Below are 18,272 nucleotides of genomic sequence, written 5' to 3'. Positions count from 1 at the left end.
CACCAGCACCCCGAATGCTGCTGTAGGAGCTGGCTTGCCAGCGAAGGCGCCCGCAAGGGCGATGCAAGGCCAAAAAAATGCCCCGCACTTGGCGGGGCATTTTCATTTGCGGGCGACGATCACAGGCCGTCGAGCATGGCCTTGTTGCGTACCGCGCCCTTGTCGGCGCTGGTGGCCAGCAGGGCGTAAGCCTTCAGCGCGGTGGTCACTTTACGTGGGCGAGCTTCCACTGGCTTCCAGCCTTTCTTGTCCTGTTCGACGCGGCGCGCCGCCAGTTCCTCATCGCTGACCAACAGGTTGATCGAGCGGTTGGGAATGTCGATCAGTACCTTGTCGCCGTCCTGCACCAGGCCGATGGCGCCGCCGGCTGCCGCTTCTGGCGAGGCGTGGCCGATGGACAGGCCCGAAGTGCCGCCGGAGAAGCGGCCGTCGGTGAGCAGGGCGCAGGCTTTGCCCAGACCCTTGGATTTCAGGTAGGAGGTCGGATAGAGCATTTCCTGCATGCCCGGGCCGCCTTTCGGACCTTCGTAACGAATGATCACGATGTCGCCTTCTTTCACTTCGTCGGCGAGGATGCCGCGCACGGCGCTGTCCTGGCTTTCGAAGATCTTGGCGTTGCCTTCGAACACGTGGATCGACTCGTCGACACCGGCGGTCTTCACCACGCAGCCGTCCAGGGCAATGTTGCCGTAGAGCACGGCCAGGCCACCTTCTTTGGAATAGGCGTGTTCGACGCTGCGGATGCAACCGTTTTCACGGTCGTCATCCAGGCTGTCCCAACGGGTCGACTGGCTGAAGGCGGTCTGGGTCGGGATGCCCGCCGGGCCGGCCTTGAAGAAGTGATGCACGGCTTCGTCGCTGGTCTGGGTGATGTCCCACTGGGCGATGCCCTCGGCCAGGGTCTTGCTGTGCACGGTGGGCAGGTCGGTGTGCAGCAGGCCGCCACGGGCCAGTTCGCCGAGGATGCTGAAGATGCCGCCGGCGCGGTGCACGTCTTCCATGTGGTACTTCTGGATGTTCGGCGCCACTTTGCACAGCTGCGGCACGTGGCGCGAGAGGCGATCGATGTCCCGCAGGTCGAAGTCGATCTCGGCTTCCTGCGCGGCGGCCAGCAGGTGCAGGATGGTGTTGGTGGAACCGCCCATGGCGATGTCCAGGGTCATGGCGTTCTCGAACGCCTTGAAGTTGGCGATGTTGCGCGGCAGCACCGACTCGTCGTTGTCGCCGTAGTAACGCTGGCACAGCTCGACGATGGTGCGCCCGGCCCGCAGGAACAACTCTTCGCGGTCGCTGTGGGTGGCCAGGGTCGAACCGTTGCCGGGCAGGGCCAGGCCCAGAGCTTCGGTCAGGCAGTTCATGGAGTTGGCGGTGAACATGCCGGAGCACGAACCGCAGGTCGGGCAGGCGCTGCGCTCGTACTCGGCAACCTTCTCGTCAGAAGCGCTGGAGTCGGCGGCGATGACCATGGCGTCCACCAGGTCCAGGCCGTGGCTGGCGAGCTTGGTCTTGCCGGCTTCCATCGGGCCGCCGGAGACGAAGATCACCGGGATGTTCAGGCGCAGGGCGGCCATCAGCATGCCGGGGGTGATCTTGTCGCAGTTGGAGATGCAGACGATGGCGTCGGCGCAGTGGGCGTTGACCATGTATTCCACGGAGTCGGCGATGATCTCGCGGCTCGGCAGGGAATACAGCATGCCGTCGTGGCCCATGGCGATGCCGTCGTCCACGGCGATGGTGTTGAATTCCTTGGCCACGCCACCGGCGCGTTCGATCTCACGGGCCACCAGCTGACCCAGGTCCTTCAGGTGCACGTGCCCCGGGACGAACTGGGTGAAGGAGTTGGCAATGGCGATGATCGGCTTCTTGAAGTCGTCATCTTTCATCCCCGTGGCGCGCCACAGGGCGCGAGCACCGGCCATATTGCGGCCGTGGGTGGATGTTTTCGAGCGGTAATCAGGCATGGAGCACTCCGGGCGGCTAATCAGGGAACAAATGGGGAGTGAGCTTCTATTGACCTCGGGAACACTCAGAAATGGCCGTGTGTCCGAAAGCTGCCGATGACGCCGCGGGATCGCCGCGCGCCTCAGCCTGAGCTCATAAACCCGCCGGGGGATGACTGGCGATGAATTCGCCGATTCTACACCGCTGGCGTCAGGAAGGAATGCCGTGGCCGCTCTGTGGCGTGCGATTGCCAGGATCTGAGAGGGAGGCTGCCCGCCTGGCTGCTCCTGGTTTAGACTCGCCGCCCCTCGATCACCTTCCAATGGAGCTGGAATGTCCGCGAACATGCGATCCCTGAGGTTCTACCTCGGCACGGGCCTGCTGCAAGGGCTGATGCTGATGTGGCTGGTGCTCTATAGCGACTGGCCCGGCAGCACCATGGCCGTGGTGGGCGCGGCCCTGCTGACGGGCGGCGGCTTCGTGCAACTGCTGGCCGGGCAGCGGCGCCAGTGGCGCACCTGGAAGGCCGCGCTGTTGCTGGCCTTTGCGGCGGCGGTCGTGGTGCAGGCCTGCAGTGAGTTGCCCTTTACCCGCGGGGTGATCTACAGCGTGGTGGCGTTCCTGCTGCTGATGACGCTATTCAGCGCCAGCTGGCTGCCGGGACGTGACGGTTTTAAACGACGGCTGTTGGGTGACGGAGCCTGGATGTTGGTGGCTCTTTGCGCTGCGTGGCTGGTGCAGGCGTTGTTCGATTTCTGGACCCGCGAGCACCATCTAGACCCCTTCAAGAGCGGGTTTTTGTCCTTGCGCTACTTCACTGGCCCGCCCTTGGCGTTTTCCTTCCTGCTGTACCTCAGGGATTTGTGCCGTCTGCGCGATCTTCAGACGCAAGCGCCCTGATAGCGACGATTGACCAGGCTGTTCAGGCCCAGGGCGGCAGCGCTCAGCAGCAGAATGACTACCGAGGTCTTGTTCGGGGTGGCGGGGAGTGGCCCATGGTGTGGTGCTCTCGGTCCTTGAGAAGCTGCCGAGAATCGAGTCGTGGCGGTGCAAAGTCAATCGAGGGCGATGGCCCTTCCCGCGCTGGGTGGGAAGGGCCGTCGGCCCGGGCTCAGCTGTTGGGCAGCAGGCGGCAGGTGATGCTCTTGATGTAGCGGGTTTCCGGGATGGCTGGGTGCACCGGGTGATCCGGGCCCTGGCCGCCGCGTTCCAGCAGTTGGATATTGCGGTCCAGGTGACGGGCGCTGGTCAACAGGATGTTCTGCAGGTCGTCCTCGGGCAGGTGCATCGAGCACGAGGCGCTGACCAGGATGCCGTCCTTGTTGAGCAGGCGCATGGCTTGCTCGTTCAGGCGGCGGTAGGCGCCTTCGCCGTTCTTCAGGTCTTTCTTGCGCTTGATGAAGGCGGGTGGGTCGGCAACGATCACGTCGAAGCGCTCTTCACTGGCTTTCAGTTCTTTCAGGGCTTCGAAGACGTCGCCTTCGATGCAGGTCATTTTCTCGGCGAAGCCGTTCAGCGCGGCGTTGCGCTCCACGCCATCGAGGGCGAAGGCCGAGGCATCGACGCAGAACACTTCACTGGCGCCGAACGCCGCGGCTTGCACACCCCAGCCGCCGATGTAGCTGTACAGGTCCAGCACGCGCTTGCCCTTGGCGTACGGCGCCAGGCGGGCGCGGTTCATGCGGTGGTCGTAGAACCAGCCGGTTTTCTGGCCCTGGATCACCGGGGCTTCGAACTTGACGCCGTTCTCCTCCAGGGCAACCCACTCCGGCACCAGGCCGAACACGGTTTCCACGTAGCGGTTCAGGCCTTCGGCGTCACGGGCGGCGGAATCGTTCTTGAACAGGATGCCGCTGGGCTTGAGCACCTGGGTCAGGGCGGCAATCACGTCGTCCTTGTGGGTTTCCATGGTCGCCGAGGCGATCTGTACCACCAGGATGTCACCGAAACGGTCGACCACCAGGCCCGGCAGCAGGTCGGAGTCGCCGTAGACCAGGCGGTAGAACGGCTTGTCGAACAGGCGCTCGCGCAGGGACAGGGCCACGTTCAGGCGGTGCACCAGCAGCGACTTGTCCAGGGCCAGCTTGGCGTCCCGGGACAGCAGGCGGGCGCAGATCAGGTTGTTCGGGCTCATGGCGACGACGCCCAGGGGCTTGCCGCCGGCGGCTTCCAGTACCGCCTGGTCGCCTGCCTTGAAGCCGTGCAGAGGGGTGGCGGCTACATCGATTTCGTTGCTGTAGACCCACAGGTGGCCGGCGCGCAGGCGGCGATCGGCGTTGGCTTTGAGGCGCAGGCTTGGCAGGGACATGACGTCGCTCCGGAAAAAAGGGCGCGATTATACCTTGCTGCGCAACTTCAGCGACGGCCAATGGACCTGCGGCTAAAGGCGCAGGGTAAAGTTCCTGTCCGTTCGCCCAACATTGGCTCGTTAGAGGTTAGAATCGCCGCCTCAGCCAGAGTGTGTACTTATGTCCCAAGAGCTATCAGCCGAACAGATTCAGCAGGCCCTGCAAGGCATCAGCGTGCCGCCTCAACCGCAAATCATGGTGGATTTGCAGATGGAGCAGTACATGCCCGACCCCGACCTGGAAGTGATTGCCAAGCTGATATCCCAGGACCCGGGCCTGTCCGGCGCGCTGCTGAAGATCGTCAATTCGCCGTATTACGGCTTGAGCAACAAGATTGCCTCGATCCAGCGCGCGGTGAATCTCTTGGGCAGCCGCTCGATCATCAACCTGATCAACGCGCAGTCGATCAAGGGCGAGATGAGCGATGAAACCATCGTCACCCTCAACCGCTTCTGGGACACCGCCCAGGATGTGGCCATGACCTGTCTGACCCTGGCCAAGCGCACCGGCTCTCAGGCGGTGGATGAAGCCTACGCCCTGGGGCTGTTCCACGACTGCGGCGTGCCGCTGATGCTCAAGCGTTTCCCCGACTACATGAGCGTGCTGGAAGAGGCCTATGGCAGTGCCGGGCCGGAGCAGCGGGTGGTGGATACGGAAAACCGTGCCTTCAACACCAACCACGCAGTGGTGGGGTACTACACCGCCAAGTCCTGGCGCTTGCCGGAGCATGTGACCAATGCCATCGCCAATCACCACAACGCCCTGGCGATCTTCAGCGACGAGTCCTCGCGCAACAGCCAGCTGAAGAACCTGCTGGCGATCCTGAAAATGGCCGAGCACATCTGTGCGTCCTACCGGGTGCTGGGCAACCAGGTGGAAGATCACGAGTGGAACAGCATCGGCCATCTGATTCTCGACTACGTCGGTCTGTCGGATTACGACTTCGAGAACCTCAAGGAAACCGTGCGCGAGCTGGGCGCACACTGATTGTTCATTTCGCAATGAGTGCCAGGGGCGGACATGCCTGAATTACCTGAAGTCGAAACCACCCGGCGCGGGATCGCACCGCACCTGGAAGGCCAGAAGGTCAGTCGGGTCATCGTCCGTGACCGGCGTTTGCGCTGGCCGATCCCCGAGGATCTGGATGTGCGCCTGTCCGGGCAGCGCATCGTCCAGGTGGATCGTCGGGCCAAGTACCTGCTGATCAATGCCGAGGTCGGCACCCTCATCAGTCATCTGGGCATGTCGGGCAATCTGCGCCTGGTGGAAATCGGCCTGCCGGCGGCCAAGCACGAACATGTGGATATCGAACTGGAATCGGGCCTGGCCCTGCGCTACACCGACCCGCGCCGGTTTGGCGCCATGCTCTGGAGCCTGGACCCGCTGAACCACGAGCTGCTGGCGCGCCTGGGGCCGGAGCCGCTGACCGACCTGTTCGATGGTGAGCGCCTGTTCCAGCTATCCCGGGGACGCTCCATGGCGGTCAAACCGTTCATCATGGACAACGCGGTGGTAGTGGGGGTGGGCAATATCTATGCGACCGAGGCACTGTTCGCCGCAGGCATCGATCCACGTCGTGAAGCCAAGGGCATTTCCCGGGCCCGCTATCTGCAACTGGCGATCGAGATCAAACGCATCCTGGCGGCGGCCATCGAGCGGGGCGGCACCACCTTGCGCGACTTTATCGGCGGCGACGGCCAGCCTGGGTACTTCCAGCAGGAACTGTTCGTCTACGGACGTGGCGGGGAGCACTGCAAGGTCTGCGGCACGGGGCTGCGGGAGATCAAGCTGGGCCAGCGGGCCAGCGTCTATTGCCCACGTTGCCAGCGCTGAGAAGCTGCGCCGGCAAGCCGGCTCCTACGAACGCCGTAGGAGCCGGTTTGCCGGCGAAAATGCCCTGAAGGGCCGCTGAATTCCTCAAGCCTTGCCGGTGATCTTCCGGTACTTGGCCATCAACTCTTCTTCGGTTTCCGGACGCGCCTCGTCCAGCGGAATGCAATCCACCGGGCATACCTGTTGGCATTGCGGCTCGTCGTAGTGGCCGACGCACTGGGTGCACAGGTTCGGATCAATGACGTAGATCTCCTCGCCTTGAGAGATGGCCGCGTTGGGGCACTCGGGTTCGCAGACGTCGCAGTTGATGCAATCGTCGGTGATGATCAGGGACATGGGGGACTCCGGCCTGGGCGGCAGGCCCGGGCATGTAAAAACGAATGCGCGCAATTGTGCCGTATTGACGCCCGCAGTGCACGCGGGCGCGATGGCTGACGCCTGGCAAGGGCCCCTCTGCGGGGCCGCACGGCTTATTTCTTGAAGCGCAGGGTCAGTGCATCGGCGACCGCCGGGTGCACGAACTTAGTGATATCGCCACCCAGGGCAGCAATTTCACGAACCAGCGTCGAGGAAATGAACGAGTAGCGCTCCGACGGCGTCAGGAACAGGCTTTCCACGTCCGGCGCCAGTTGACGGTTCATGTTGGCCAGCTGGAACTCGTATTCAAAGTCCGAAACCGCTCGCAGGCCCCGCAGAAAGACATTGGCGTTCTGCTCCTTGGCAAAGTGCGCCAGCAGGGTCGAGAAGCCGACGACTTCAACGTTGGGCAGGTGCTTGGTCACCTCTTGCGCCAGTTCCACGCGTTGTTCCAGGGGGAACAGCGGGTTTTTCTTGGGGCTGGCGGCAACGGCGATGATCACGTGGTCGAACAGCCGGGAGGCGCGCTCGACCAGATCGCCGTGGCCCTTGGTAATAGGGTCGAAGGTACCTGGGTACAACACTCGGTTCATCGCGTCGTCCTGGCGGGAATCCGTTGGGGAGTCGGATGGTATCGCAGCCTTCCCGGTCGGCCAAGTCGCCTTTTAGGGAAGAAAGCACTATAGACGACGAAAATACCCCGCTTTTTCACGCCGTTTTCAAGCGCTCCGCCAGGGCCGTGGCCAGTTGTGCGGTCAGGCCGTAGACCGACAGCTGTGGGTTGGCACCGATGCTGGTGGGAAACAGCGAACCGTCGTGGATCGACAGATTGCGCAATTGATGGTGACGCCCGAGGCTGTCGGCCACGGCGCTTTTCGGGTCTTCGCCCATGGCGCAGCCACCCATCACGTGGGCGCTGCCCAGGCGGGTGCGGTACAGCGCCAGGTCCAGGCCGTCGATCTGGGTGCGGACTTCATTCAGGGTCTTGGCGAAGCGGGCGTCGCTGTGCAGCGGCTTGACCGCCTTGGCGCCGCCGGCGAACTGGATCTCCGCCATGCTGTGGAAAGCCCGGCGCAGGCCGTCCCAGGCGTAGGGCGAGACCTGATAGTCGAGCACCGGGGTGCCGTCACCACGCAGCTCGACGTTGCCGCCGGTGCTATCGGGGTGGAAGCCGTCCCGCAGCAGGGCCAGCATGGCGTGGGTGTGGGGCAGTTGCTCCATGGACAACCCGCTCTGCGGCCCGAAACCGCCTAGCAGGGTACTGGCCAGGGCCGGTTGCAGGGGCGGTACTTCGAGTTTGTAGGACATTTTGCCGGTGGTGCCGTCCTGCCACTGGAAATGGTCGGAGTAGATCGATTGCGGCGCGCCGTAGAACGGGTTGATCACCTCGTCGAACTGGCCGGCGGAGAAGTTCACCAGGTGCAAGAAGGTGCGTTTGCCCAGGCGCGAATGCGGGTCCGGGGCATCGGAGCGCAGCAGCAGGGCGGGGCTGTTGATGCCGCCACCGGCCAGCACGTAATGCTTGGCCTTGACGGTGATGGTTCGTCCCGTGGGCGCCACGCAACGGGCATCCATGGCTACACATTGCAGGCTACTGACCTGGTCACCCTTGAGCAGCAGGCGATCGGCCCGGGCCAGGTACAGCAGCTCGCCGCCTTTCTCCAGGGTTGCCGGAATGGTGGTCACCAGCATCGATTGCTTGGCATTGGTGGGGCAGCCCAGGCCGCAATAGCCCAGGTTCCAGCAGCCGCGGACGTTGCGTGGAATCATGTGCCAGCTGTAGCCCAGGGCTTCGCAGCCCTTGCGGATCACGTCATTGTTGGCGTTGGGCGGCATGACCCAGGGCGCCACCCCCAGGCGCTGCTCCATTTTCTCGAACCAGGGCGCCATCTCCGCCGAGCTGTGGCCCACCACCCCGTGTTCCCTGGCCCAGTGTTCCAGGGTCGGGTCGGGAGTGCGGAAGCTCGATGTCCAGTTGATCAGGGTGGTGCCGCCCACGGCGCGGCCCTGGAGGATGGTGATGGCGCCGTCCTTGCTCATGCGCCCGATGCCTTCCTGATAGAGGCTGGTGTAGGCCTGGTCCTCCAGCATCTTGAAGTCGTCGCTGGTCTTGAGCGGGCCCTCCTCGATCAACAGCACCTTGTAGCCGGCGGCGCTGAGGATTTCGGCGGTGGTGCCGCCACCGGCGCCGCTGCCGATGATGGCGACATCGGCTTCCAGGGTCAGGTCCTGCTCCAGCTGCGAGCCGTTGTAGGTTTTCCAGCCACGGTTCAGGCCTTCGCGGAACAGATCAGGTACAGGCATATCGGACGCTCTCTTATTATTGAAGGCTCGGCGCGGATCCACTGTAGCCGCTGCTGAGCCTGCGAAGCTGCGAAAAGGCCCGCAGGGCCTTGCTTGACGATCCCCAGCCGCTGCCCCATCGCCCCACGAACCTAAGCGCTCGCGCGCAGCCTATGGCGGCGGCTACAAAAGCCGGTCAGACCTTCGGTGGCCCGGGATAACCGCAATGGGCCCAGGACTCAGGGCGGGTGTACCAGGCCATCATCACCAGTTGCAGCAACGAGGCATGGCCCATGCGCAGCAGGGCCAGGAAGCTGTTTTCCCAGCGGCTGAGGAAGTTGCGGATGGCCTCGGCGCTGGCGTTTTCCCAACTGCCCCAGATCCCCGTCAGCGGGCCGCGGGTGACCGCCATGCCCAGCACATCGAACAACTGCTGGGTGAGCTTGAACATTTCCGGCGATAGGTGATTGAGGGCGTTGTCCAGGTTGGCCAGGGTGCCGTCGATGGCGGCGGGCATCTTGTCCGCCGCCACGGCGCCTTCAAGCATCACCGGGATCAGCGCCCGCAAAAACGGCAGGTCATTGCTGCGCAGCATGGCGAAGCCGCTGGCGGGCGTGCTGGCGGAGCAACCGCTGAGGCTTGCGCCCAGTCCTGCGGTGGCCAGGAAGGCGCTGGCGCAAAGGCTGATTTTCAGCAATCCGCGCCGTGACAGCGCGGGTGTTTCAGACAGGCTAGGGGTCATTGTTGTTATTACCCGGCGATGTACTGGTTAACGAATGAACAGCTTCTGGATGAGTTTCTGGATCGATTTTCCATAAGGCGGGTAGATCAGGCGCGCCGCGTTGAAGCGCTGCTTGATGAACACTCCCTTGGCCTTGCTGAAGGTCAGGAAGCCTTCATGCCCGTGGTAGTGGCCCATGCCGGAAGGGCCGACACCACCAAACGGCAGGTCATCCTGTGCCACATGCAGCAGGGTGTCGTTGAGGCACACGCCGCCGGAGTGGGTTTCGTTGAGCACCCGCTGCTGTTCGGACTTGTCGTAGCCGAAGTAGTACAGGGCCAGGGGGCGCGGACGCTGGGTGATATAGGCGAGGGCCTGGTCCAGGGTCTTGTAGGGCACGATGGGCAGGATCGGACCGAAGATCTCGTCCTGCATCACGGTCATGTCGTCGGTGACATTCAAGAGCAGGCTATGGCCCAGGCGCCGCTCCTGGCTCTGTTCGAACAGCGGCACCAACAGCGCGCCCTTGCTGGTGGCGTCGCTCAGGTAGCCGTTGAGCCGGGTCAACTGGCGCTGGTTGATGATCGCGGTGTAGTCGGGGTTGTCCGCCAGGGTCGGGAAGAAACCACGCACCACCTGGCGATAGGCTTCGACAAAGGCTCCGATGCGCTCTTCCGGCACCAGCACGTAGTCCGGGGCGACGCAGGTCTGCCCGGCGTTCAGGGTCTTGCCGAAGGCGATACGTTCGGCGGCGTCCTTGAGGGGCACGGTGTGGGACACGATGGCCGGGGACTTGCCGCCCAGCTCCAGGGTCACCGGGGTCAGGTTTTCGGCCGCTGCGCGCATCACGTGCTTGCCGATGCTGGTGGCGCCGGTGAACAGCAGATGATCGAAACGCAGCTTGGAGAAGGCCATGCCCACTTCGGCTTCGCCCAGCACCACGCACACCAGATCCTCGGGGAACACCCGGGCCAGCAACTGTTTGAGCAACTGGCCGGTGGCCGGGGTGGATTCACTGAGCTTGAGCATCACCCGGTTGCCGGCGGCCAGGGCCCCCACCAACGGGCCCATGCACAGGTACAGCGGGTAGTTCCACGGCACGATGACGCCCACCACCCCCAGCGGCTGATAAACCACCTTGGCCGAGGCTGGCTGGAAGGCCAGGCCGACGGCGCGACGAGACGGCTTCATCCATTTTTTCAGGTGCTTGCTGGCGTAGTGAATGCCATGCAGGCTGGGCATCAGCTCGGCCAGCAGGGTTTCATCGGCGCTGCGGTTGCTGAAGTCCTGGCTGATGGCATCGATCAGCGCCTGGCGTTCGGTATCGAGCAGGTTCTGCAGTGATTTGAGCCATTGTTGGCGTTGTGCGGCCGGTGGCATGGGATTGGCGGCGAAGGCCCGGCGCTGGGCTTCGAACAGCGCATGCAGCTCGTCCTGTTGCTGAAGGGAATCCTGCAGGTAAGCGATTTCGGCAGACATGGACGGGCTCCGGTTTTTATAGGGTGGCTAGTTTTTTAGAGCTTATGCTCTAAATTGTCAAATACCATCCGGTGCCGGTCGCGATTTATCCACAGGGGGATAGAACGTAAGATGCACCCCAGCCTTCTGATTAAAGCCCACGCCCATGGCCCCACGTATAAAAACCCGCGAGCGCATCGTTCAGTTCAGTCTTGAGCTGTTTAACCAACAGGGCGAGCGCAACGTCAGTACCAACCATATTGCTGCGCACATGGAGATTTCTCCGGGCAACCTGTACTACCACTTCCCCAACAAGCAGGCGATCATCGCCGTGTTGTTCGCCGAGTACGAGAGTCTGGTGGACAGCTTCCTGCGCCCGCCCCCCGGGCGTGCGGTCACCGTTGAAGACAAGCGCTATTACCTGCAGGCGCTGCTGGCGGCCATGTGGCGCTATCGCTTCCTGCACCGCGACCTGGAACACCTGCTGGACAGCGACGCCGAACTGGCGGCTCGCTACCGGCGCTTCTCCCAGCGCTGCCTGATCCAGGGCATGGCCATCTACGGACGTTTCGTCGACGCCGGGATCGTCGCCATGGACAAGGTGCAGATCGAATCCCTGACCCTCAATGCCTGGATCATCCTCACCTCCTGGGTGCGTTTTCTGTGCACCACCCGGGAGAACTCCACCCACCTGAGCGAGGAAGCCATCAAGCGTGGCGTCTATCAGGTGCTGGTGCTGGAAGCCGGTTTTGTCACCGAGCAGGCCCGGGAAGCGGTCAACGGCCTGTTCGAAGAGTTTTACGTGCCGCTGGCCCAAGCCCTGGAAGAAGTGCAGTAGGATCAATCTCCGACTTACTCACAGGAGCCCGCTATGCCCCTCGCGCAGTTGATCAGCCCGCTTGCCCTGGACCAGAAAAAACAACAGCCCGGCCTGGTGATTCTGGATTGTCGCTTTGCTCTGGAAGACCCGGATTACGGCCAGCGCAGTTACGCCGACGGGCATATCGCCGGGGCGCATTTCGCCGATCTGAACCGGGATCTGAGCGCGCCGGTGATCAAGGGCGTGACCGGCCGGCATCCGTTGCCGGAGCCGGCGCAACTGGTGGCCCGCCTGCAGGCCTGGGGCATCGATAACGACAGCGAGATCGTGCTCTATGACGACGGCCCCGGTGCCTACGCTGCCCGCGCCTGGTGGTTGCTGGCCTGGCTGGGCAAGCGTGATGGCGTGTTCATTCTCGATGGCGGCCTCAAAGCCTGGCACGCCGCGGGCCTGCCCCTGAGCCTGGATGCACCGCAGACCGTGCCGGGCCGGTTCGCCGGCCAGCCCGACCACAGTCTGCTGCTGGATGCCGAGCACTTGCGCCAGCGCCTGGGTCAGGCGGACCTGACCCTGCTGGATGCCCGTGGCCTGCCGCGTTTTCGTGGCGAGGTGGAGCCCATCGATCCGGTGGCCGGGCATATTCCCGGTGCCCAATGCGCGGCATTCACCGACAACCTGGGCGAGGACGGGCGCTTCCTTGCGGCCGACCGACTCAAGCAGCGATTCGCGCAAAAGCTCGCAGGACGCTCCCCGGAGCAGTTGGTGGCTTACTGCGGCTCTGGCGTCACCGCTTGCCACAACCTGTTCGCCTTGTGCCTGGCCGGCTACCCGCTGGGGCGCCTGTATGCCGGTTCGTGGAGCGAATGGATCACCGATGCCCAGCGGCCTGTCGCCACCGGCGATTGACGGGCTGCCCCCGTCGGCCTCTTCGCTGGCAAGCCAGCTCCTACGGCCCGCAGGCCCCCGCGAACCTGTAGGAGCGAGCTTGCTCGCGAAAGCGTCGACAGGGACGCATTGGCGGCAGCAGGCGCGAACCTGCTCGCGAAAGCCGCGTCGCCCTACTGCAGAACGGCGCTGCGATAAGCCGCCGGCGTCACCCCATACACCTGCTTGAACTGCCGGCTCAGATGGCTTTGGTCGGCAAATCCCAACTGTGTCGCCACTGCCAGCGGCAGGCAGCCATCGCGCAACAAGGCCCGGGCTTTGGCGATGCGCTGCTGCATCAACCAGGTATGGGGCGCAATCCCGGTGGTCCGGCGAAACACCCGGGCGAAATGGAACGGCGACAGGTTTACCGCCGCCGCCAACTCTTCCAATGACGGCGGTGCGGCCAGTTGCGAGCGCAGCAGTTCCTTGGCTTGGACAATCGCCCGGTGTTCCTGCCCAGGTTCACCCAGTGCCCGGACTCCGGCGTGGCGCTGCAACAGCATCAGCAGCATTTCCCGCCACTGGGTCTGTTGTTGCAGGGCGGTGGCCGGGCTTTCCAGCAGGTGGTGCAGGCGGGCAAAACCCTGCACCAGATCCGGGTCCCGATACAGAGTGGCGCCAAAGGCCGGCAGGCTGCCGCTGGGCAGTTCCAGTTCATCCAGCAAGCCGAGAATCTGCCGGTTGTCCGGGTAAAAGGCCCGATACAGCCAGCCGTCTTCAACACCCTTGGCCCCGGTGTGCAATTCGTCCGGGTTGATCAGCACCAGGGTGCCGCTGCCCGCCAGGTGTTCGGCCCCGCGGTAGCGGTAGCGCTGAGCGCCAGCCATGATCATGCCGATCACATAACCCTCGTGCACGTGGGGCACGAAGCGCTGTTCGATGTAGCGCGCGGCCAGCAACTCGACCCCGGCCAGGGGCGCGGTCTGCCAGAAGCGGATCGACTCCCGGGCGGGCTTATCCATGGCGGTCCAGGCCGGTCAGCCATTGCGGGATGCGTTGTTCCAGGTAGTAGCTCGGGTGTTTCAGGCTGCCTCCGACAAAGCCTACGTGGCCGCCCTTGGCCTGCAGTTCGAACTGGGTACTGGCAGACAGTTCGCCGGCCTCGGGCAGGCTGTGGGGGAACACAAAGGGATCGTCCGCGGCCTGGATGATCAGGGTCGGGGTGCGGATTTCCCCAAGGTAATAGCGGCTGGAAGCGCGGCGGTAGTAGTCCTGGGCATCGGCAAAGCCATGCAGCGGCGCGGTGACCCGGCCATCGAAGTCCCAGAAGGTGCGCATCTTGGTCAGCGGGCCCAGTTGCGCCAGGGTCGCCAGGCCTTCATGGCGGCCGTCGTGCTGGAACTGGCGTTGCTTGTCCTTGATGTAGGCCAGCATCTCGCGCATGAAGTGGGCCTGATAGACCTTGGAGAACCCCTGGCCAATGCGGTCGGCGCACTGGTCCAGGCGAAACGGCACCGACACCGCCGTGGCCCCTTGCAGCGGGCTGGCGCTGCCGCTTTCCCCCAGGTACTTGAGCAGCACATTGCCCCCCAGGGAGTAGCCCACCGCGTACAGCGGTGCCTGGGGGCGCTTGGCCCGCAGATGGGCAATGGCCGAAGCCAGGTCTTCGCTGGCGCCGGAGTGGTAGCTGCGGGGCAGCAGGTTGGGTTCGCCGGAGCAGCCGCGCCAGTTCAGCGCTGCGCTGGCCCAGCCTCGGGCGGCGAGGGCCTGTTGCAGGCCGGCCACATAAGGTGAGTTGGAAGAACCGGTCAGCCCATGCAGCACCAGCACCAGCGGGGCCTCGGCGCTATGGGGGCCGTGCCAGTCAAGATCGAGAAAGTCGCCGTCATCCAGCCACAGACGTTCGCGCTGGCGCTCAAGGTGGGTGGTCGGGCGCCACAGCGGACCCCACAGCGTCTGCAGGTGCGGGTTGCCAAGGCCGAAGGCGGGGATGAAACGATCAGGCGAGTTGGGCACGGGGGGAGTCTCGATGCGGCGCTGCGCAGCCCGGGTGGGCTGCGCAGCTTGTTCCGGCCGAGCGTAAACAGGTTCTACGCGGCGCTGTCTGCCATACGTTGCCACAAGGAGTAATACACCTGCCCGGATTTTTGCTCACGGTGCAGGCGCCAGCTGCCGGGCAGGCCCAGGGTCGATGGCGCGGTTTCGCTTTCGGTGTAGATCCAGGCGTCGTCCGCCAACCAGCCGCGTTCCTCCAGCAGGGCGCAGGCGGCGGGCAGCAGGTTCTGGTTGAACGGCGGGTCCAGAAACGCCAGGTCGAACGGCGTGGCCGGCTGGGTTTCCAGGTAGCGCAGGGCGTCAGCGGTCTGCGCCTGGCCCACGGTGCAACGCAGCGTTCCCAGGTGCTCGCGCAGGCTGGAGACCGCTACGTTGCTGCTGTCCAGGGCCAGCCCCGAGGCGGCGCCGCGGGACAGGGCTTCAAGGAACACCGCCCCGCTGCCGGCGAACAGGTCGATGACCTTGGCCCCGGCCACATAGGGGGCCAACCAGTTGAACAGGGTTTCGCGCACCCGGTCCGGGGTCGGGCGCAGCCCCGGCAGATCGGGGAAGCTCAGCTTACGGCTGCGCCATTCGCCGCCGATGATGCGCAGCTGGCCCACGCCATTGTGCTGGTTGTGGACGGGCTTCTTGCTGGGACGGGCTGGACGGGCCATCAGTGCTCCGGAACCCCGAGCGGCTGCTCGGCGGGTTTGTCAGTGGGGGGCGGCAACGGCTTCTGCGCGACGGTGGGGCCGGCGCTGACGATGACCATCTTGTCGACGCCGAGGTGTTTGTTCATGGCGGCCTTGACCTGTTCCACCGTCAGTGCCTGGGATTGACGCATGAAGTCCTCCAGGTAGCTCAACGGCAGGTTGTAGAAGCCCATGGCGCCCAGCTGGCCGACGATATCGGCGTTGCTGGCGGTGGACAGCGGGAAGCTGCCGGCCAGTTCACGCTTGGCGTCATCCAGTTCCTTCTGGGTCGGGCCGTTTTTCAGGTAATCGGCGAACACGTCCTGCACCAGTTTCAGGGTGCCTTCGCTCATTTCTGCGCGGGTCTGCAGGTTGATCATGAACGGGCCGCGGGCCTGCATCGGGGTGAAGCCCGAGTACACGCCGTAGGTCAGGCCGCGTTTCTCGCGCACTTCACTCATCAGCCGGGTGCCGAAGCCGCCACCGCCCAGGATCTGGTTGCCCAAGGACACGGCGGCGTAGTCCGGATCGTCACGGTCGATCCCCAGTTGCGCCAGCAGCAGGTTGGTCTGGCTCGACGGGAATTCGATGTGGCCGATGCTGGCCTTGGGTTCAGTGGGTTGCTCGACCTTCGCCAGGGCAGGGCCTTTGGGCAGGGCGGCGGAGACTTGCGCGGCAATTGCCTCGGCGTCGCTGCGCGACAGATCGCCGACCAGGGCGATCACCACGTTGCCGGCGGTATAGGCCTTGGCGTGGAAGGCCTGCAGTTGCGCCAGGCTGATGCCCGGAACACTCTTGGCGTTACCCTCGCTGGCATGCGCATAGGGATGGCTGCCGTACAGGCGCTGCATCAGCTCCAGGCTGGCGAGCTTGCCGGGGTTCTGCTTCTGGTACTCGAAGCCGGCGAGCAACTGGTTCTTGATCCGCGCCAGGGAGTCGGCAGGGAAGGTCGGCTTGCCCACCACTTCGGCGAACAGCTCAAGCGCCGGTTCGCGTTTATCCACAGCGCTGAGGCTGCGCAGCGAGACCACGGCCATGTCCTTGTAGGCACCGTTGCCGATATCCGCGCCCAGGCTTTCAAAGCCCTGGGCGATGGCGCCCACGTCCTTGCCGGGCACGCCTTCGTTGAGCATGGCGTTGGTCAGCAGGGCCAGGCCGGAAGTGTTGCCGTCCTGGCTGCTGCCGGCGGCGAAGATCAGGCGCATGTCGAACATCGGCAGCTCGCGGGCTTCGACGAACAGTACCTTGGCGCCCTCGGCGGTGCTCCAGGTCTGCACATTGAGGTTGCGGTGGCTGGGGGCCTTGCCATCCAGCTCGGCCAGAGATTGCAGCTTCTGGCTGCTCTTGGCGTTGTCCAGGGCCTGGCTGGCACTACTCTCGCCGGAGCGCGACAGGTACAGGCCACCGGCGGTGAGCAGGGCGACCAGGGCCAGGCCCAGCAGGACCGGTGAAGCATTCTTGCGCTTACTCATGAGCGGACTCCTCAGGCAGTACATGGGCCACGCTCATACGCTCCCGGGTGAAATAGGTGCGGGCGGCTTTCTGGATGTCTTCCGGGGTCACGCTTTGCAGTTCCGCCAGCTCGGTGTCCATCAGCTTCCAGGACAGGCCGACGGTTTCCAGCTGGCCGATGGCGCTGGCCTGGCTGGTGATCGAGTCACGCTCGTAGACCAGCCCGGCAATCACTTGTGCCCGGACCCGCTCCAGCTCTGCGGCCGACGGCGGGGTGGTTTTCAGTTGGTCCAACAGGCGCCACAGCCCGGCTTCGGCCTGGGCGATGGTTTTCTTCTTCTGGCTGTTGGGGGTGGCCGAGAGCATGAACAGGCTGTCGCCTCGGGTGTAGGCGTCATAGCTGGTGGAGCCGTTGGACAGCAACTCTTCGCCGCGCTCCAGCTGGGTCGGAATGCGCGCGCTATAGCCGCCGTCCAGCAGGGCCGCGGCCAGGCGCAGGGCGTTGACCGAACGCTTGTCTTCAGCTGTGGCGATGCTTGGCACGTTGAAGGCCAGCATCAGGCTCGGCAGTTGGGTCTTCACATGCAGGGTGATCAGGCGCTCGCCGGGTTCGGCCAGTTCCAGGGGGATCTTCGCCGGTGGCACGTCGCGCTTGGGGATGGCGCCGAAATAGCGCTGGGTCAGGGCCTTGACCTCATCCGGGGTGACATCGCCCACCACCACCAGGGTGGCGTTGTTCGGCGCGTACCAGGATTGGTACCAGTGGCGCAGCTCCTCGACCTTCATCCGGTTCAGGTCGGCCATCCAGCCGATGGTCGGGGTGTGGTAACCGCTGGCGGGGTAGGCCATGGCCTTGAAGCGCTCATAGGCCTTGGACAGCGGCTTGTCGTCGGTGCGCAGGCGGCGTTCTTCCTTGATCACCTCGATCTCGCGGGCGAACTCGTCGGCCGGCAGGCGCAGGCTGGCCATGCGATCGGCTTCCAGCTCCAGGGCCACGCCCAGGCGGTCGCGGGCCAGGACCTGGTAATAAGCGGTGAAGTCGTCGCTGGTGAAGGCGTTCTCTTCGGCGCCAAGATCCCGCAGGATCAGGGACGCTTCACCCGGGCCGACCTTCTCGCTGCCCTTGAACATCATGTGTTCCAGGGCGTGGGACAAACCGGTCTGGCCCGGGGTTTCGTAGCTGGAGCCGACCTTGTACCAGACCTGCGACACCACTACCGGTGCGCGATGGTCTTCGCGGACCACCACTTTGAGGCCGTTGTCGAGGGTGAATTCGTGGGTGGGTTGCGGGTCGGCAGCCAGGGCTGCAAGGGGCAGACAAACTGTGCTGAGCAGCAGGCCTGCAGCGCGGCGGGCTAGAGCATTCATTCGTTTTTAAACCTGTTGGGCTGCCCGCTTGGTCTTAGCCTGTGCGGGCGAGGAGGTGCTAGGATACTGATCCGTTTTACTGGCGGCCACGCCTA

General features: G+C 64.3%; 17 protein-coding genes. 5 read left to right on the top strand and 12 right to left on the bottom strand.

Annotation, left to right across the window (positions count from 1 at the left end):
• Positions 1–119: 119 nt before the first annotated feature.
• Entirely contained in the window at positions 120–1,961 is a 1,842-nt protein-coding gene (gene ilvD / locus PFZ56_RS03830) for a dihydroxy-acid dehydratase (RefSeq protein ID WP_102881185.1), read from the bottom strand.
• A 313-nt stretch (positions 1,962–2,274) separates the two neighbouring features.
• On the opposite strand from ilvD, the gene PFZ56_RS03825 reads away from it, so the two are divergent.
• Positions 2,275–2,841, top strand: coding sequence for a hypothetical protein (locus tag PFZ56_RS03825; RefSeq protein ID WP_102881184.1), 567 nt, complete (start codon positions 2,275–2,277; stop codon positions 2,839–2,841).
• Between the two features lie 211 nt (positions 2,842–3,052).
• Here the strand turns inward: PFZ56_RS03825 and PFZ56_RS03820 are convergent, their stop codons facing one another.
• Positions 3,053–4,249: a class I SAM-dependent rRNA methyltransferase gene (locus PFZ56_RS03820; protein ID WP_102862104.1), complete on the bottom strand. Its 1,197-nt coding sequence runs from the start codon at positions 4,247–4,249 to the stop codon at positions 3,053–3,055.
• A 214-nt stretch (positions 4,250–4,463) separates the two neighbouring features.
• Here PFZ56_RS03820 and PFZ56_RS03815 point away from each other — a divergent pair, with 214 nt between their 5' ends.
• Positions 4,464–5,276: an HDOD domain-containing protein gene (locus PFZ56_RS03815; RefSeq protein WP_162884160.1), complete on the top strand. Its 813-nt coding sequence runs from the start codon at positions 4,464–4,466 to the stop codon at positions 5,274–5,276.
• A 33-nt stretch (positions 5,277–5,309) separates the two neighbouring features.
• The gene (gene mutM / locus PFZ56_RS03810; protein WP_102862102.1) at positions 5,310–6,122 is read left to right on the top strand and encodes a bifunctional DNA-formamidopyrimidine glycosylase/DNA-(apurinic or apyrimidinic site) lyase; all 813 of its coding nucleotides are present in this window, start codon (positions 5,310–5,312) and stop codon (positions 6,120–6,122) included.
• Between the two features lie 84 nt (positions 6,123–6,206).
• Here mutM and PFZ56_RS03805 read toward each other — a convergent pair whose 3' ends face one another.
• The 5 genes from PFZ56_RS03805 to PFZ56_RS03785 all read right to left on the bottom strand — a co-directional run bounded on the left by PFZ56_RS03805 (position 6,207) and on the right by PFZ56_RS03785 (position 10,962).
• Complete coding sequence (locus PFZ56_RS03805; protein ID WP_011064042.1) at positions 6,207–6,458, bottom strand: YfhL family 4Fe-4S dicluster ferredoxin; 252 nt, start codon at positions 6,456–6,458, stop codon at positions 6,207–6,209.
• A gap of 134 nt (positions 6,459–6,592) precedes the next feature.
• Complete coding sequence (gene coaD / locus PFZ56_RS03800; RefSeq protein ID WP_003195136.1) at positions 6,593–7,072, bottom strand: pantetheine-phosphate adenylyltransferase; 480 nt, start codon at positions 7,070–7,072, stop codon at positions 6,593–6,595.
• Between the two features lie 115 nt (positions 7,073–7,187).
• The gene (locus tag PFZ56_RS03795) at positions 7,188–8,783 is read right to left on the bottom strand and encodes a GMC family oxidoreductase (protein WP_170001795.1); all 1,596 of its coding nucleotides are present in this window, start codon (positions 8,781–8,783) and stop codon (positions 7,188–7,190) included.
• Positions 8,784–8,958: 175 nt separating this feature from the next.
• Positions 8,959–9,504 (bottom strand): twin-arginine translocation pathway signal protein, encoded by a 546-nt coding sequence (locus PFZ56_RS03790; RefSeq protein ID WP_102862100.1) that lies wholly within the window; start codon positions 9,502–9,504, stop codon positions 8,959–8,961.
• Positions 9,505–9,531: 27 nt separating this feature from the next.
• Positions 9,532–10,962: a coniferyl aldehyde dehydrogenase gene (locus tag PFZ56_RS03785; RefSeq protein ID WP_102862099.1), complete on the bottom strand. Its 1,431-nt coding sequence runs from the start codon at positions 10,960–10,962 to the stop codon at positions 9,532–9,534.
• A gap of 145 nt (positions 10,963–11,107) precedes the next feature.
• Here PFZ56_RS03785 and PFZ56_RS03780 point away from each other — a divergent pair, with 145 nt between their 5' ends.
• Positions 11,108–11,779, top strand: a complete 672-nt coding sequence (locus tag PFZ56_RS03780) for a TetR/AcrR family transcriptional regulator (RefSeq protein WP_102881181.1) — start codon at positions 11,108–11,110, stop codon at positions 11,777–11,779.
• Between the two features lie 33 nt (positions 11,780–11,812).
• Positions 11,813–12,667, top strand: a complete 855-nt coding sequence (locus PFZ56_RS03775) for a sulfurtransferase (RefSeq protein ID WP_102862097.1) — start codon at positions 11,813–11,815, stop codon at positions 12,665–12,667.
• A 152-nt stretch (positions 12,668–12,819) separates the two neighbouring features.
• Here the strand turns inward: PFZ56_RS03775 and PFZ56_RS03770 are convergent, their stop codons facing one another.
• From PFZ56_RS03770 to PFZ56_RS03750, 5 genes are all read right to left on the bottom strand, one after another.
• The gene (locus tag PFZ56_RS03770; RefSeq protein ID WP_110652432.1) at positions 12,820–13,650 is read right to left on the bottom strand and encodes an AraC family transcriptional regulator; all 831 of its coding nucleotides are present in this window, start codon (positions 13,648–13,650) and stop codon (positions 12,820–12,822) included.
• The gene (locus PFZ56_RS03765; RefSeq protein WP_102862095.1) at positions 13,643–14,644 is read right to left on the bottom strand and encodes a hydrolase; all 1,002 of its coding nucleotides are present in this window, start codon (positions 14,642–14,644) and stop codon (positions 13,643–13,645) included. Before PFZ56_RS03765 ends, PFZ56_RS03770 begins: the two co-directional genes overlap by 8 nt.
• A gap of 74 nt (positions 14,645–14,718) precedes the next feature.
• On the bottom strand, positions 14,719–15,339 hold the full coding sequence (rsmD, locus tag PFZ56_RS03760) for a 16S rRNA (guanine(966)-N(2))-methyltransferase RsmD (RefSeq protein ID WP_102862094.1): 621 nt from the start codon (positions 15,337–15,339) through the stop codon (positions 14,719–14,721).
• On the bottom strand, positions 15,339–16,829 hold the full coding sequence (locus PFZ56_RS03755) for a pitrilysin family protein (protein ID WP_170001797.1): 1,491 nt from the start codon (positions 16,827–16,829) through the stop codon (positions 15,339–15,341). Before PFZ56_RS03755 ends, rsmD begins: the two co-directional genes overlap by 1 nt.
• Entirely contained in the window at positions 16,822–18,177 is a 1,356-nt protein-coding gene (locus PFZ56_RS03750) for a pitrilysin family protein (RefSeq protein ID WP_170001799.1), read from the bottom strand. The genes PFZ56_RS03755 and PFZ56_RS03750 overlap by 8 nt, the downstream gene beginning before the upstream one ends.
• Positions 18,178–18,272 lie beyond the last annotated feature (95 nt).

The sequence above is a fragment of the Pseudomonas danubii genome (assembly GCF_042980055.1).
Taxonomy (GTDB): domain Bacteria; phylum Pseudomonadota; class Gammaproteobacteria; order Pseudomonadales; family Pseudomonadaceae; genus Aquipseudomonas; species Aquipseudomonas danubii.
This window is presented reverse-complemented; position numbering and strand designations above follow the sequence as displayed.

What these genes read in the sequence shown, in the direction of transcription:
- coaD (WP_003195136.1), bottom strand. Translation starts at nt 7,072, where the DNA reads ATGAACCGAGTGTTGTACCCAGGTACCTTCGACCCTATTACCAAGGGC.
- PFZ56_RS03795 (WP_170001795.1), bottom strand. Translation starts at nt 8,783, where the DNA reads ATGCCTGTACCTGATCTGTTCCGCGAAGGCCTGAACCGTGGCTGGAAA.
- PFZ56_RS03785 (WP_102862099.1), bottom strand. Translation starts at nt 10,962, where the DNA reads ATGTCTGCCGAAATCGCTTACCTGCAGGATTCCCTTCAGCAACAGGAC.
- PFZ56_RS03770 (WP_110652432.1), bottom strand. Translation starts at nt 13,650, where the DNA reads ATGGATAAGCCCGCCCGGGAGTCGATCCGCTTCTGGCAGACCGCGCCC.
- PFZ56_RS03790 (WP_102862100.1), bottom strand. Translation starts at nt 9,504, where the DNA reads ATGACCCCTAGCCTGTCTGAAACACCCGCGCTGTCACGGCGCGGATTG.
- ilvD (WP_102881185.1), bottom strand. Translation starts at nt 1,961, where the DNA reads ATGCCTGATTACCGCTCGAAAACATCCACCCACGGCCGCAATATGGCC.
- mutM (WP_102862102.1), top strand. Translation starts at nt 5,310, where the DNA reads ATGCCTGAATTACCTGAAGTCGAAACCACCCGGCGCGGGATCGCACCG.
- PFZ56_RS03820 (WP_102862104.1), bottom strand. Translation starts at nt 4,249, where the DNA reads ATGTCCCTGCCAAGCCTGCGCCTCAAAGCCAACGCCGATCGCCGCCTG.
- PFZ56_RS03825 (WP_102881184.1), top strand. Translation starts at nt 2,275, where the DNA reads ATGTCCGCGAACATGCGATCCCTGAGGTTCTACCTCGGCACGGGCCTG.
- PFZ56_RS03780 (WP_102881181.1), top strand. Translation starts at nt 11,108, where the DNA reads ATGGCCCCACGTATAAAAACCCGCGAGCGCATCGTTCAGTTCAGTCTT.
- PFZ56_RS03805 (WP_011064042.1), bottom strand. Translation starts at nt 6,458, where the DNA reads ATGTCCCTGATCATCACCGACGATTGCATCAACTGCGACGTCTGCGAA.
- PFZ56_RS03750 (WP_170001799.1), bottom strand. Translation starts at nt 18,177, where the DNA reads ATGAATGCTCTAGCCCGCCGCGCTGCAGGCCTGCTGCTCAGCACAGTT.
- PFZ56_RS03775 (WP_102862097.1), top strand. Translation starts at nt 11,813, where the DNA reads ATGCCCCTCGCGCAGTTGATCAGCCCGCTTGCCCTGGACCAGAAAAAA.
- rsmD (WP_102862094.1), bottom strand. Translation starts at nt 15,339, where the DNA reads ATGGCCCGTCCAGCCCGTCCCAGCAAGAAGCCCGTCCACAACCAGCAC.
- PFZ56_RS03755 (WP_170001797.1), bottom strand. Translation starts at nt 16,829, where the DNA reads ATGAGTAAGCGCAAGAATGCTTCACCGGTCCTGCTGGGCCTGGCCCTG.